General features: G+C 31.1%; 11 protein-coding genes and 1 pseudogene. 7 read left to right on the top strand and 5 right to left on the bottom strand.

All coding sequences use genetic code 11. The features are described 5' to 3' along the window. Positions 1 to 624 (bottom strand): TlpA disulfide reductase family protein, encoded by a 624-nt coding sequence (locus AB6T46_RS00060; RefSeq protein ID WP_370931422.1) that lies wholly within the window; start codon positions 622 to 624, stop codon positions 1 to 3. A gap of 79 nt (positions 625 to 703) precedes the next feature. On the opposite strand from AB6T46_RS00060, the gene lysA reads away from it, so the two are divergent. After that, positions 704 to 1969 carry a diaminopimelate decarboxylase gene (gene lysA, locus AB6T46_RS00055; protein ID WP_370931421.1) on the top strand — a complete coding sequence of 422 codons (1266 nt, stop codon included), beginning with the start codon at positions 704 to 706 and terminating at the stop codon, positions 1967 to 1969. A gap of 3 nt (positions 1970 to 1972) precedes the next feature. On the opposite strand, the gene AB6T46_RS00050 is transcribed toward lysA, so the two are convergent. After that, positions 1973 to 6784, bottom strand: a complete 4812-nt coding sequence (locus AB6T46_RS00050; RefSeq protein ID WP_370931420.1) for an NAD-glutamate dehydrogenase — start codon at positions 6782 to 6784, stop codon at positions 1973 to 1975. 159 nt (positions 6785 to 6943) lie between these two features. Between AB6T46_RS00050 and AB6T46_RS00045 the strand changes: the two genes are divergently transcribed. The 6 genes from AB6T46_RS00045 (at position 6944) to AB6T46_RS00020 (ending at position 11937) form a co-directional block, all read left to right on the top strand. Then, entirely contained in the window at positions 6944 to 7408 is a 465-nt protein-coding gene (locus AB6T46_RS00045; protein ID WP_370931419.1) for a YcgN family cysteine cluster protein, read from the top strand. Positions 7409 to 7435: 27 nt separating this feature from the next. Continuing rightward, on the top strand, positions 7436 to 8083 hold the full coding sequence (locus AB6T46_RS00040) for a carbonic anhydrase (RefSeq protein ID WP_370931418.1): 648 nt from the start codon (positions 7436 to 7438) through the stop codon (positions 8081 to 8083). Between the two features lie 182 nt (positions 8084 to 8265). Beyond that, a complete protein-coding gene (gene ffh, locus AB6T46_RS00035) occupies positions 8266 to 9774 on the top strand; it encodes a signal recognition particle protein (protein ID WP_370931417.1) in 1509 nt (502 codons plus the stop codon). A gap of 26 nt (positions 9775 to 9800) precedes the next feature. Continuing rightward, positions 9801 to 10181 carry a 30S ribosomal protein S16 gene (rpsP, locus tag AB6T46_RS00030; protein WP_370931416.1) on the top strand — a complete coding sequence of 127 codons (381 nt, stop codon included), beginning with the start codon at positions 9801 to 9803 and terminating at the stop codon, positions 10179 to 10181. A gap of 141 nt (positions 10182 to 10322) precedes the next feature. Next, positions 10323 to 10991: a cell division ATP-binding protein FtsE gene (ftsE, locus tag AB6T46_RS00025; RefSeq protein WP_370931415.1), complete on the top strand. Its 669-nt coding sequence runs from the start codon at positions 10323 to 10325 to the stop codon at positions 10989 to 10991. Then, positions 10975 to 11937: a cell division protein FtsX gene (locus AB6T46_RS00020; RefSeq protein WP_370931414.1), complete on the top strand. Its 963-nt coding sequence runs from the start codon at positions 10975 to 10977 to the stop codon at positions 11935 to 11937. The genes ftsE and AB6T46_RS00020 overlap by 17 nt, the downstream gene beginning before the upstream one ends. On the opposite strand, the gene AB6T46_RS00015 is transcribed toward AB6T46_RS00020, so the two are convergent. The 3 genes and pseudogenes from AB6T46_RS00015 to AB6T46_RS00005 form a co-directional block, all read right to left on the bottom strand. After that, positions 11924 to 12733 carry an exodeoxyribonuclease III gene (locus tag AB6T46_RS00015; protein WP_370931413.1) on the bottom strand — a complete coding sequence of 270 codons (810 nt, stop codon included), beginning with the start codon at positions 12731 to 12733 and terminating at the stop codon, positions 11924 to 11926. The genes AB6T46_RS00020 and AB6T46_RS00015 overlap by 14 nt on opposite strands. 48 nt (positions 12734 to 12781) lie before the next feature. Next, positions 12782 to 13381 carry an outer membrane lipoprotein carrier protein LolA gene (locus AB6T46_RS00010; protein ID WP_370931412.1) on the bottom strand — a complete coding sequence of 200 codons (600 nt, stop codon included), beginning with the start codon at positions 13379 to 13381 and terminating at the stop codon, positions 12782 to 12784. Further along, positions 13381 to 14892 (bottom strand): annotated as a pseudogene (locus AB6T46_RS00005) (DNA translocase FtsK); the annotation flags it as partial. The pseudogene AB6T46_RS00005 and the gene AB6T46_RS00010, both read right to left, overlap by 1 nt. Positions 14893 to 15675: the final 783 nt, after the last annotated feature.

Genomic DNA, 15675 nt, shown 5'->3' with positions numbered 1-15675 from the left:
TTATTTATAGATTTTTTTTATATTTTTTAGAAAAGTTATAATCTCTGGACTATCTAAGTTAATTGTACCTATGATTAAGGCTACAGCTTCGCTTTTTTTATTTATTATGAAGATAAAAGGCACTCCAAGTATTGTAAAGGCATTTGCGTGTTCATAAGCAAAGTTGGTTAAACTGTTATTATTTATATAGTAAAATTCTATCAACATATCTTCTAAACTATTAACAAATTTTAAGGCTCTTTTAGGTCCTTTTGAATCTACATTAAGAGCAATAATTTTAATATTTTCATCCTGTATTCTTTTTTGTAAATCATTTAATTTTGGCATGGATTTTTTGCAATGACCACAAAAACTAGCCCATGCATACATTACAACCACGTCATTTTGAAAATCTTTTATAAAAAATTGTTTTTTTGTATCAGTAAAAGATACGTGGCTTATATCCAATGGTTTATCAAATATTATAATATTTGATAAAGATTTTGGAACAGAGTATGATATTAGTTGTTGTTGTTTAGTTTGTAGTGATAATTTTTGTTGTGCTACTACAGGATGATTAAAGTAAAAAGCTAAAGTCGTAAATAGTAAAATCTTTATTAAGATATTTATTGTCTTTAATAGCATGATTTTAACTCCTTACTGATTGTAATTAATATAAGAATAAGATAAGAAATATATCACTTTATTTTAAGCAGGGCAAATTATGAGTTATTTTAAATATATAGATAATAAATTATATGTTGAAGATATTAGCATAACGAATATAGCTAATAAAATTAAGACCCCATTTTATTGTTATTCTAGTTCCGCTATTATAGACAATTATAATAGATTTGCCAATGCTGTTAAAGATTTAAACGTAACTATAGCCTATGCCATTAAGGCTAATCCTAGTATGGCTATTTTATCCTTATTACAGCGTCAATCTTGTGGGGCTGATATTGTATCTATTGGCGAGTTAAAAAGAGCATTAAAAGCTAATATTCCAGCAGAAAAAATAGTATTTTCTGGTGTAGGTAAACAAATAGAAGAAATAGATTTTGCTTTATTAAATAATATAAGATCATTTAATGTAGAATCTAGAGCAGAGTTAATTCAAATTGCTAAAAGGGCCGAGTTATTAAATAAAAAAGCGCCAATATCTATCAGAATAAATCCTGATATTGATGCTAAAACTCATAGTAAAATATCTACTGGTAAATCAGAGAATAAATTCGGAATCCCCTTAGATGAAGCTTATGAGTTATATCTTTGGGCTGCAGACCATTGTCATTTAGAAATAGTTGGCATAACTATGCATATAGGTAGTCAAATAACACAAGCAGAACCTTTTGCTTGTGCTTTTGCGGTAATGTATGATTTTATCAAAAAGTTACAAGCGCAAAATATAAGATTGTCTCATATCGATGTTGGAGGGGGGCTAGGTATACCATATGATTCCAATAGTGAGATTTTATCAGTGGAAGATTATGCTGAGTTAATAAAAAAATATTTTGCTTCATTGGAACTACCGATAATTTGTGAACCAGGTAGATATTTAGTCGCTAATAGCGGTATATTAGTTACTTCAGTAATTTTTTGCAAAAAAGGATTAGCAAAAAACTTTTTGATAGTAGATGCAGGAATGAATGATTTGATGCGTCCTACTTTATATGAGGCTTATCATGAAGTTAATATAGTCGATAGATCTGTAATAGATTCTAATGAATATTTAACGGATATAGTTGGACCAGTTTGTGAAACCGGCGATTATCTTGCTTTATCGCGTAAACTACCTATTCTGAATACAGGTGATAAACTTGTTATTTCTACTACAGGAGCTTATGGAGCTTGTATGAGTAATAGTTATAATAGTCGTAATATTATTGCAGAGATCTTAGTTCAAGGAGGGATATACGATGTTATTCGCCCAGTCTGGACAGTGGATCAGATGATTGATAACGAGTATATCCCTAGTTGGTTAGATTAATAGTTAATTATTATTTTGCAGATCAAGTGATGTAGCAAAATCAGCTATTATATAAGCAGCGACAGTAAATCGAGAAACAGTTAGATTCCTTAAAAGTAAATCTTTTACTTTTTTCTGCATAGTTCTAATTTTCTCTTTATCTTGATTATACCACATATTTACTGGATCATCAGATTGAGAAAAGTTACAAATTACCGCTACTAAAATATTTCTAAATGCTTCTGCTATAGTGTCATTTGCTCTGTTTAAAGCTATATTATCATAATAATCTGATCGACTAATGTTAAAGCTAGTGTTTTCAAGATTATTTTTGCCCATGATATCAGCTAAAATAAAATAATTTTTTGTAGCTGTTTCAATATCAACATTTGCTCTTTTAGCTATTAACATTATATCCGGTATGATTGGTATAACACCTAAATAAGCTAAGTGAAAGCTTAATGTTTCGCTAAGTCCTATAGTTTTATAGGCATTTTCTTTTTTAGCTAAACCTTCTAAAATATTTTGTGGTACAATGATTTTTAATTTTTTTCTTAAAATATCATTAATATTTTGAATATCTTTAATCTGTTCTTCCAACATTGACATATTGTTAGTATGCCTCAATAACCAACAGGTAACTTTTGTTAAACTGTTCGCTAATAATGAATAAAGTTCATTTTGTGTTACCCCAGATATTTTATTATCTAAAGCATTTATTTCTTGATAAAGAGTAATAAAATCAAAACCATCTCTAGCAATAATATAAGCTTTTAAAATATCATCTACTGACGCACTGAATGTTTCCTGCAGTTTATAAATAGCAGCAGCACCGAGACGATTAATAATATCATTAGATAAAATCATAGCGATTATATTTTGTCTTAATTGATGTTGCTCCAATTGTTGAGAGTAATTTTCCTGCATTTTTACCGGGAAATAATTCAATAGAGTTGTCTTTAAGTAAGGATCATTAATTAAATCTCCTTTAGTTAAATCCTCAGTTAGGGTATTTTTTGCATATGCCATTATAATAGCTAGTTCAGGTCTTGTTAACGGGATTTTCTTTTGAATTCTTTCCTCTATTTCTTGGCTATTAGGTAGAGTTTCAATATTTCTATCAAGTAGCCCTCTAGTTTCTAGATATGTCATAAAGCGATCCTGATATACAGTCTCAGTTAAGCCCTTTTTTTGCTCTAATGATAAACTAAGGGTTTGTTCATAATTGTTAAGTAGAACTTTCTCACTGACTTCATCAGTCATTGACTCTAATAATTTATTTCTTTCTTCACGAGTTATTTTATTTTCTGCTAATGCTTGAGCGAATGCGATTTTTATATTGACTTCCACATCAGAACAATTAACACCAGCTGAATTATCTATCGCATCAGAATTACAATGCCCTTTATTAAGGCAAAATTCTATCCTTCCAAGAGGTGTTACTCCTAGATTGGCGCCTTCACCAATAACTTTTGCTTTTACCTCTTTTCCGGTTATTCTAATGAGATCATTTGCGTGATCTCCTACTTGTAAATCACTTTCATTAGATCCTCTAACATATGTGCCAATACCACCAAACCATAATAAATCAGCAGGTGCTTTTAATATAGCTTTGATTATTTCTAGTGGAGTAGCTTGTAATTTATCAAATCCAATAGCTTTTGCAGCTTCTTTAGATAAAGTTATAGTTTTAGCTGATCTAGAATAGATACCACCACCGGCAGATAATTTACTTGTGTCATAATCTTGCCAACTTGATCTTGGTAGCTGGAATAATCTTTTTCTTTCTTCAAAGCTTACAGATTCATCTGGATTTGGATCAAGGAAAATATCTCTATGGTCAAAAGCAGCAATTAAACGTATTTTTGGTGATAGTAGCATACCATTTCCAAAAACATCTCCAGACATATCTCCAACACCTACTACGGTGAATGGCTGTGTTTGAATATCATAATCCATTTCACGGAAATGTCTCTTAACAGCTTCCCAGGCTCCTTTTGCTGTAATGCCCATTTTTTTATGATCATAACCAGCAGATCCTCCAGATGCAAAAGCATCATCTAACCAGAAATTATATTTCTGGCTTACAGAATTTGCAGTATCAGAAAAAGTAGCAGTACCTTTATCTGCAGCTAAGACAAAATAAGGATCATTCTTATCATATTTTATTACATTTTTAGGCGTAACTACTTGCTGATTAACAATATTATCGGTGACAGATAATAGAGCAGTTATATAAGTTATATATGCTTCTCTGCCCGCTTGATTTATAATAGATCTGTCAGTTACATTAGGTAGTTTTTTCGGATAGAAACCGCCTTTAGAGCCAAGGGGTACGATAACAGCATTTTTAACTTGTTGTGCTTTTACTAATCCTAAAATTTCAGTACGGTAATCTTGAGCTCTATCTGACCATCTTATTCCACCACGGGCTACAGGGCCAAAGCGTAAATGTACCCCTTCAACCGCAGTACTATATACGAAAATTTCTCTATATGGACGTGGACGTGGTAAAAATTCAATTTTACTAGGTTTAAACTTAAAAGCTAATGCCTCAGGTAATTGACAAACAGGTAAATTTTGAAAAGCATTGGTTCTAATTGTCGCTAACACTAAACATAAATAACGGCGGAAGATAGTATCTTCATCTAAACTTTGAACGTCTTGTAACATTAGTTCAATTTTGTTAGTTAGCTCTTTTATATCGTTATTAACTTTTTGTTTTGCAAATTGCGGATTAAAACGTAAATTAAATAACTGATATATTGCACGACTTAAGTTAGGATTATTGTTTAAACTATTAGCGATAAAATCTTGAGAATAACTTATTCCTATTTGTTGTAAGTAACTGCCGTAGGCACGTAAAACTACAATTTGTTGCCAGTCTAGTTTTGCGGTTACAATTAGACTATTATAATAATCATTATCAACGTTACCAACCCAAATTTGGTAAAAACTATCTTCTAATAACCCACTTAATTCATTTATTTGTATTAAGTCGTTGTTAGCTGGTCTTATTAACATATCATGGATATATGTTTTTACTCCATCATTATTCGTTAACGCAAATGTTTGTTCTGATATTACTTTAAAACCCATGCGTTCTAAGATAGGAACTCTAGCAGAAAGTGCTAATGCATTTTTTTTATGGTATAACTTTATATTAAAATGATTTTCATCTTCGTTTTTATAAGCATTAAAGCGAACAGATAAAGGTTTTTCTTTTGTAAGAGTTAAAATATGTTGTGCATCTATTACAGCTTCATTCGCTGAAAATTGATCTTTATATGCTTGTGAAAAATTTTTAGCAATAGCTGCTACTTCTCCATTGATAGCCGGGTTATTGAACGTGATTTCTTCAATGGATTCTGACCAAGGGGTAGCTATTTTTTTAATATTCAGCTCTAATTGGTCTCTATCAATTTTTGGTAAAGTATTTTGTCCTTTACTATAGATAGTATAATTTAAATAAGTAAGCGAATTTTCTAAGAATAAAGGACTAAATTCATAGGCATTTGATTGGAATGTTTCAGTTAAAAAATTGGTTATTTTTTGTTGAATTCCAAAATTTACTAGATCTCTAGGTATATAGATTAAAATCGATACAAAGCGCCCAAATTCGTCATCACTAACTAATACTTTTGTTTTAGGTCTTTCTTTTAATTCTAATATATATTTAATATGTCTTGTAAGGTCTTTTTCAGAGATTCTAAATAATAATTCTCTCGGGTAAGTTTCTAATATATTAATTATCGCTTTACCAGAATAATCTGAATGACCAAAACCTAGCGATTTAATCACTTCTTGAGCTTTTGACTTAAGGTGAGGTATAGAGAAAATTGAATTAGTGTAAGCATTTGCTCTGAATAATCCTATTATACGCATTTCTCCATATAATTGACCATCTTTGTCAAATAATTTTACACCAATATAATCTAACCAAGTCTGACGATGTACTTGTGATCTAGCATTTGCTTTTGTTACTATAAATAATGAATCACTTTGCATAAAAGATAATATCTCTGCAGGTGTTTCATCTTCAGTGTTATTTTTTAATATTAGGATTGTTTCATCTTGTAATATTCCTAATTGTACTCCTTTTGGATATAGATACATTTTATCGAGGGCATTTTTATTGTATCTATATTCTCTTAGTCCTAAAATAACAAAATTGTCATTAACTAACCAATGGAGTAAATTAACTACTTGTAGTCTATCTTCAAAATTCTGGTTTTCTAGAGGCTTGTTATAGTCAGTGATAATTTTATTAATTTCATTAACCATAGGTCGCCAGTCTCTTACTGCGACAATTGCTTGTTTTAATGATTTATCTAATGCTGATAATAATTTTTTTTGTATATCTTCATTTAATTTAGATAAATGTATTTGAACCACACTTAATTGTTTTTGATCTTCTTGTTTCGTTGTTTTAGAATGAATTTTTATAGTGTCTGAGCCAATTTTGGTTATATTAAATACGGGGTGAGCAATGAGTTGTAGGGATAATTTTAATTTGTTAATTTGACCTATTATTGTATCAACAAGAAATGGTTTGTTGTCATTGATTATTGTTAACACAGTTAATGGCCGCCCATTTTTTTGTGAAATACTTTCGTCTATGTTAATAAATGGTTCGCACCCCTGATATTGCAACAAAGTTTCAAAGGCTATCTTAGCTGCTTTATTCTTACTTGCTGTATCATAATAGTCTAAGTCGCTTTCAGAAACCCAAGCAAAAAACATATTAGTAAAGTCTGTTAATTCTTTAGAATTACTACAGATATTTTTTGTTAAAGTTACTTCTGATGCTTGATGTGGATTTATATTTGTTAGCATGCTTGAAATCCTCAGTTTCTCAGTTTAATATTTAATATTCCCTAAGTAATATTTACTAAATTATTTCTGAATTGGCTATATTTTATTTATTTTTTATGGTGTATAACTTTTTCGTTGTAATATTATATCACATTAGTGATTAATAATTAAGGTTATGATATGTCATATAATAAAAATTTTTGGTCAGGGAAGAAGCTTGATGAGTTTTCAAGTGAGGAATGGGAGAAACTTTGTGATCGCTGTGGACTATGTTGTTTGCATTCTGTAGAAGATGAGGATACTGGTAAATTTTATTTAACCGGAGTAGCTTGTAAATTATTGGATAAACATCACTGTAAGTGTAGTTCTTATAGTGATAGAAAAAATTATGTTCCTGATTGTGTTACTCTTACGCCCGAAGTAGTCGAACAAGCTAAATGGTTGCCTAAAACTTGTGCTTATGTTTTAATAAAAGAGGGTAAAAATCTATATGATTGGCATCATCTTATTTCTGGTTCATATGATACGATTCATCAATGTGTTAATTCGGCTCGAGATTATATAGATATTTCAGATGATTGTTTAGAAAATGAAGAAGATATTGTTGATTATATAAAAATTGACATTCACCCCAAAAATAATTAAAACAAGGAAATTATTTAAGGTGTTACCATGGATTTTCCCGCTTCTTTATTAAATGGTTATAAATATTTTATTCAAACTAATTTTAATGAAAAAAAATCTTATTATAAAAAATTAGCTAAAGGTGGTCAAAAAGCTAAAGTATTGATTATTTGTTGCTGTGATTCTCGAGCTGCTCCTGAGACCATTTTTAATAGCTATCCAGGTGAGATATTTGTGCTGCGTAATATTGCTAATCAAGTTCCTCCTTTCCAGCCAGATAGTCAATATCATGGAACTTCAGCGGCCTTAGAATTTGCTGTGCAAAAATTAGGTGTTAAACATATAGTTGTATTAGGACATGCACGTTGTGGTGGAGTAGCTGCTGCATTAGAACTAGGTTCTACACCCTTATCAGATAGTGACTTTATTGGTGGTTGGATGAAGTTATTGCAAGGTGCAACAGAAGAGGTATCTAATATAACTCATTTAGATGAAGATCAAAAAAAACGTTTGTTAGAGCGTATCTCTATACGTTATTCCTTAGCAAATTTAAGAACATTTCCTTGGATTCGTGCTAAAGAAGAAGATGGATCGTTAGCCTTACATGGAGCTTGGTTTGATATAGAAAATGGACAGCTTTGGTTGTTGAATCGATCAAATGGTGATTTTTTTTGTTATAATACAACTAGTAATTAAGAAAAACTTGACAAAGTTTTTTTATTGTTCTAAGGTTTCACTGTTATCTTAAGTAATTTATTATTAGATAAACTCACCAGTCGTTGCTACCATTAGGATAAGGGGGCTGGCGGTTAACATTCGACAACGTATTACGTTCTCGAGTGCTTTTTGTTTTGTTTGCTACTTAATTAGGAAGTAATATGTTTGAAACATTATCAGGTCGGCTTACTGGGATTTTTAAAAATTTAACTTCTAGAGGAGTTTTAACTCAAAAAGATATATCTGTAACTTTACGTGAAATACGTAGAGCGTTACTTGAAGCTGATGTAGCTTTAGAGGTAGTTCGTAGCTTTATTAGTGAGTTAGAGACAAAATTGGTTGGCGTGGAGTTAATAAGATCCATAAAACCTGGTCAAATGATAGTTAAATTAGTTCATGAGGAATTAGTTAAACTATTAGGAGATGAAACAAGCGATTTTAACACTAAAGCTGCCCCGCCTTTAGTCTATATGATGGTTGGTTTACAAGGAGCTGGTAAAACCACTACTACAGCAAAGTTAGCTTATCGTTTTCAAAAACAAGATAAAAAAAAGGTGTTAATGGCTTCTTTAGATACTAGAAGACCAGCAGCACAAGAGCAGTTATTGCAATTAGGGCAACAAAATTCTATTGATAGTTTGCCCATCATTGCAAATCAATCACCGTTAGAAATTACTAAAAGAGCTTTGTCAGCTGCACGTTTAGGTGGCTATGATTTATTAATATTAGATACCGCTGGTAGAAGCCATATAGATGAATTATTAATGGAAGAAACCGTAGAAATTAAAGATATTGCACAACCGCATGAAATATTACTAGTAGCAGATAGTTTGATGGGGCAAGATGCGGTAACTTTTGCTAAGACTTTTGATGAAAAATTAGCTATTAGCGGTATTATTCTAACCAGGATGGACGGTGATGGACGTGGTGGTGCAGCGTTATCTATGCGTCATGTTACTGGTAAACCTGTTAAGGCTGTTGCTGTTGGAGAAAAAATAGCTGATATAGATATTTTTAGACCGCAACAGATGGCTAATCGCATTCTTGGAATGGGCGATGTGGTTGCATTAGTGGAAAAAGCTGCTCAGACTATTGATGAAGAAAAAAATGCCTTAATGGCACAAAAAATGCGTGAAGGTAAATTTGATTTAAATGATTTTGCGCAGCAGTTAAAACAAATGCAAAGAATGGGTGGTTTAGGAGCTATAGCGGGTTTAATTCCAGGTATGGGTGCTAAAAATCCTATGGGTATGAATGATAAGGCTATAAAATCATTTTTAGCAGCTATAGATTCTATGACTAAATATGAAAGAGAAAACCCCGAAATATTAAAGCATAGTCGTAAAATAAGAATTTCCAAGGGGTCAGCTGTTTCTACCGCCGAAATTAATAAATTATTAAAGATGCATCGCCAAATGAGCGATATGATGAAAATGATGAAAAAAGGCAAAGGGGGCTGGGGGTTACAAAAAATGCTAGGCGGCTTTGGCAGTAAAATGAAAATGCCACCTGCAGGAGGTAATTTACCGGATTTAGCGGAATTACAAAAAATAGCAAAATTGAAAAATTTACCCGATAAATTAGGTAATAATAATTCGTTATTAGGCGATGGGTCTTTCCCTGATCTTAATAAGTTATCTAATTTTATTGGTGATAAGAAGAAACATTAATTAAATTATTTATTAAGGAGCATATTATGTCATTAAAAATTCGTTTATCTAGAGCAGGATCAAAAAAACGTCCTTACTATCATATTGTGGTTGCTGATGTTCGTGCACCTCGTGATGGACGTTTTATTGAAAGGTTAGGATTTTGGAATCCTATGTTACCTAAAGATGCTGAAAGAGTAGTATTAGAAAAGGAACGTATTGGTTATTGGTTAGCTAATGGTGCACAACCTACAGATCGCGTTGCACGTTTTTTAAGTGACGCTGGAATCAGAGAAACAAAACCACGTAATAATCCAATTAAAGCAAAACCAGGACAAAAAGCTATGGAACGTATTGCTTTAGCTAAACAGGCTGAAGAGGAGCGTTTAGCAGCTGAAGCAGAAGCTAATAATAACGCGGCTGAATAATAAGTTATAGTGAATGAATGTTAATTAAAAATAAAGCACTGTAACAGTGCTTTATTTTTGTGTTTAACAAGAAATAAAATTCTATTTTAAGATTTTTATCTGATAAATATATATATTAAGATGAGATTTATGAGGTAAAATTTGATCTATTTTAGAAATGTTGGTATAAAATATGGTTTAGGGAATGAAATTCTTAGCGATATTAATTTGCATATTGCAGAAGGTTCCTTTCAGTTTTTAACTGGTCAATCTGGAGCAGGTAAAACTACTTTATTGCGGTTAATGTTTCAAGCTTTGCGCCCTACCAGAGGTATTATCAATATATTTGGTCAAGATATTGCATTGTTAGATCAATCTGAATTAGCTAAATTAAGGCGTAGGATAGGTATAGTTTTTCAAGATTTTAGACTTTTAGATCACTTAACAATTTATGATAATGTTGCTTTACCTTTAAGAATTGCTCAAAGAGAAGAAATACAATTTAAATCAGAAATTATAGAACTTTTACAATGGATAGGTTTAGGTAAATATATTAATGTTTATCCTCCGGTACTTTCTGGTGGAGAGAAACAACGTGTAGCAATAGCACGTGCAGTGATAACAAAACCAGAAATATTATTAGCTGATGAACCTACAGGAAATGTAGATCCACATTTAGCGCGTAGATTATTGTTATTATTGATAGAACTTAATCGTTTAGGTACAGCAATAGTTTTTGCAACTCATGATAATAACTTAATGCAACAAGTATCAGGTCGACATTTAATTTTAAAAGATGGAAGGCTTACTGTTAATGACAATATTCAATAAGCTATTAATACCGTTCTTATTGCTTAAAAATATATTTTGGGGGAGCGAAAAAAAATTAATAGGAATTGTTCATAAAGACACTGTTGTTGGAAGCTCTTTAGTTTTCTTAATTGCTTTAATGACATTTCTAGCTTTTATTACTATAGGTTCTGTTAATTTAATTAATAATGTATTATTTAAATGGCAGGGGTCTTTAATGTCTGAGGCAACAATTATATTAAGACCAGATAGTAATTTTTTTTCTGATATTCATAAATCTCAGTTAGAGTTACAAGCTAGGGCTGAAAAAGCGCAAAAAATAGCTAGTGTTTTTCCTAAAGTGTTATCGGTAACTTTATTACCACAGGAAGAAAGTCTTTCATTGTTAAAACCATGGTTCGGTGTACTTAGCAATCTAGAAAAAATGCCAGTACCGCGGCTATTGCTTTTATCAGTTAATCCAGCTGATCCACCAAATTATTCTTTGCTGCAACAAGAATTATTGAAAGCAATACCTAATATATTAGTTGATGATCATAAACCTTGGTTTGGTCAGATAGTATCTATTGCTAAAAAAATCCTTTATTTTTGCTCCTTCTTGTTATTATTAGTTTTAACTATTTGTATTATTGCAATTATTTTTGCTACTAAAGCAGCACTAGGAGCAAATGAACATGTTGTAGAAGTATTATATTTTATTGGTGCGCAAGCTAATTTTATAGCGCAACAATTTAATTATTATTTTATTTGGGTAGCTATACAAGGTATTGCATGGGGCAGTAGTGCGGCGTTATTAGTTTTATTTGCGCTAAGTAAGTGGTTTAAATTAGGTTTTTTTGCTAATAATTATATTTATTTACATTTTTTTCTAACTTATATAACAATCTTACTTATTGTGTTAATAACTAGCCATTATACTATCTTAAGTCAGTTACGAATAAAAAATTATTTAATTAAAGAGCATTAAGTTTTAATTTTATTTCTACTGGTACATGGTCAGAAGGCTTTTCATGGTTACGATAAGATTTCCATATTTTTGCTGTGGTAATTTTGTCTTTTAATTCTTTAGCACCCCAAATATGGTCTAATCTTCTGCCTTTATCAGCTTTTTCCCAGTTAGGGGATCTGTAGCTCCACCAAGAAAATAATTTAGTATCTTGCCCTAATTTATCTCTTATTAGGTCATACCAGTTACCTTGCTGGTAAATAGTTGTTAATAATTCTGTTTCTATTGGAGTGTGACTAACCACTTTTAATAATTTTTTATGATCCCAAACATCTTGTTCTAACGGAGCTATATTAAAGTCACCTAATAAAAGATGATAATCTCCTTGTTGTTTAGATTTGAATTGTTTTATTTCTTCTAAGAACGCTAATTTATGAGCAAATTTAGGATTGGTGTTAGGATTTGGTTCGTCACCGCCAGCTGGTACATATAAATTATTTATCCATAGGTTTATTGAATTAAAAGACAAAAGAACAGCTATATGTCTACAATCATTCAAGTTACAGAATTTATTTATTTTATGTAATTTAAAAGGATATTTAGATAGAATAGCTACTCCATGATAGGATTTTTGTCCATCTATCGCCATATATGAATAACCTCTTGTTTTAAAAAAATCATATGGAAAATTTTTATTTTCGCATTTTATTTCTTGTAAACAAATTATATCCGGATTAGCCTCCAATATAAAATTATTAACTAAATTTAGCCGAAATCGAATGGAGTTTATATTCCAAGATACTATAGAAAGACTCATTAAAAGTTACTTTTTAGGAAGTGGAAGGAAATTTGCGTTAACATTATTCTATTTTGGGGTAAAAGTAAAGATTGCTTGAGGAATATTGATATTCTTTTTTACATCATATAATACCATTATTGTGGTATTGCTATTTGGATCAACTAAGGTCCATTGAGTTAATTGTAAGCTATTTTTATTAAATGCTAATTGTATAGAAGAATCCCCTAAAAAACTCTGTAGTGTAGAAAGTAAAATAATATAATCACCTTCATATACTAATTTTTCTACTCCACTATTTAGAAAATCTACGTTATTTTTAGTAATAAGTGCTAATGGGGTTTTACTTAAATCATGTTGTGTCCAGCTATCTAATTGTTCATTATGAGTATAAACTATATTTCCATCGCTGAGCATTTTAAAGGGTACATCTTCATAAGAAAATAATGACAGACCTGGACGTTTAAGATAGAAAATACCTTTATTTTTGGAACCATCTGCATTAAATTGCACAAATTTTCCTGTCATTGTTTTTGTTTCAGAAAATTTTTTAGATATTTGGTTAATTATTTTTTTATCATTATCCGAAAGAGCATAAACATTAGGCGCGGCTAAGCAACAAAATATTAAGATTAATATCTTAAAAATGATATTTTTTTTTGCAATCATTATTGATATTCCTGTTTAGTTATATAAATTTCTCTTTTACCAGCATGATTTGCAGGACTTATAATACCATTTTCTTCCATTTGTTCTATTATAGAGGCAGCTCTGTTATAACCAATAGATAGACGACGTTGAATATAAGAAGTTGAAGCTTTTTGATCGCGGGCTACAATTTCCACAGCTTTATCGTATAGGCTTTTTTCAGTTGTAGTTGCGCCGAAAGCACCATTATTAAATACAGCTTCATCTTCTGTATTTTCTTCAGTGGTTATTTCTTCCAGATATTCAGGCACGGCTTGATTTTTCAAGAAGTTAACAATCTGTTCTACTTCATTATCACCTACAAATGGTCCATGAATTCGTTGTATTTTACCACCACCCATCATAAATAACATGTCACCTTGTCCTAGTAATTGTTCTGCTCCTTGTTCTCCTAATATAGTTCTACTATCAATTTTAGATGTTACTTGAAATGAAATTCTAGTAGGGAAATTTGCTTTAATTGTACCGGTAATTACATCTACAGAAGGACGTTGAGTAGCCATAATTACATGAATACCAGCTGCACGTGCCATTTGTGCTAATCTTTGTACAGTAATTTCTATTTCTTTACCTGCTACCATCATTAAGTCAGCCATTTCATCAATTATAATTACAATATATGGTAGTTTTTCTAATTTTATTGATTCAGTTTCATAAAGAGCTTCTCCGGATTGTTGGTCAAATCCTGTTTGAATCGTCCTGCTTAAAGTTTCTCCTTTTTCAATAGCCGTTTCAACTCTTTGATTAAATCCATCAATATTTCTTACATTTACTTTTGCCATTTTACGATAGCGTTCTTCCATTTCTCTTACCGCCCACTTTAATGCTACGATAGCTTTTTTAGGATCGGTAACTACAGGAGTTAATAAATGTGGAATACCTTCGTAAACAGATAATTCTAACATTTTTGGATCTACCATTATCATGCGACATTGTGACGGTGGTAATTTATATAATAAGGATAAGATCATAGTGTTTATAGCAACAGATTTACCTGAACCGGTAGTTCCTGCAACTAATAAGTGCGGCATTTTCGCCAAGTCGGCACATATAGAGTCACCATCTATAGTTTTTCCTAGTGCTAATGGTAGTTTTGCAGTATTTTCTTGAAACTCAATTTTTTCAAACATATCTCTAAGGAAAACTGTTTCGCGGCGTGCATTAGGTAATTCTATACCTATAACATTTCTACCAGATACAACCGCTACACGTGCAGATATCGCACTCATGGAACGAGCTATATCATCTGCTAGACCAACTACCCGTGAAGATTTTACTCCTGCAGCTGGTTCTAATTCATATAAAGTTACTACGGGGCCAGGTCTTACATTTATAATTTCACCTTTTACGCCAAAATCTTCTAGGATGTTTTTTAGCATTTCTGCATTTTGGCGTAATTTTTCTTTAGAGTTATCTTCTTGTTTTGATAAAATTTTTGCAGCTGATAAAAATTCTATTGATGGTAATTGAAAACCATGTTTATCAATATTTTTTTTAGCTTTTTCTATAGAGTTATTTTTTATTGCAGCTGGTTTAGGAGGAGTAACAGCAGATTTTTCTTCTAATATAGAATTAAAAGTATCTTTAGTAATTGGTTGATTCTTTTGTTTAGAAAAAACTTTTTTGATAAGATATTTTAATCTTAAAATATGGTGGCTACACCAGCCTAAAATATGTTCACCTAGTGGTAATATTTTATCATTATCTATATATGGTAAATTATTATTCATATATTGATAATCTGTTTTCTTACGTTTAGCGAATAAATTTTTACCAATAATTTGGCTAGCAAAAAGAGCTAAGATTAGGCCTAAGCTGAATAATAATAAATTTATAACTATTAGATAGATTTTACTAGTTGATAAATGGAGGTAATTATGTAAATGTTTTGTAAGTATATCGCCCCAGAGTCCACCCATTGAAGTAGAAAGAGGGTAATTTTTTATTACTGGCAACATGCTAGCGGCAGCACTCCAGCAGCTAATAAAGATAAAAATACATAATAAACGTAAGAGGGGTCTATTAATAAAATTTAGGTTTAATAATGATATACTCCAAAATAAGAAAGGGAAAAGAAAAAATATAGCTGTTATTCCAAAAGTTTGGATTAACATATCAGCAAATATTGCTCCTGCGTGCCCCATTAAATTTTTGGTTTGACTATAGCCTGTATGGCTTAAACTTTGGTCATTAATACTCCAACTGATAAGTGCAATAAAGCACGCTAATGTTGTTAGCAGTAGTATTGTGCCTAA

It is taken from the genome of Bartonella sp. DGB1 (assembly GCF_041345015.1).
Classification (GTDB): Bacteria; Pseudomonadota; Alphaproteobacteria; order Rhizobiales; family Rhizobiaceae; genus DGB1.
The sequence above is the reverse complement of the archived record's forward strand: the minus strand, read 5'-3'. Positions and strand labels throughout refer to the sequence as shown.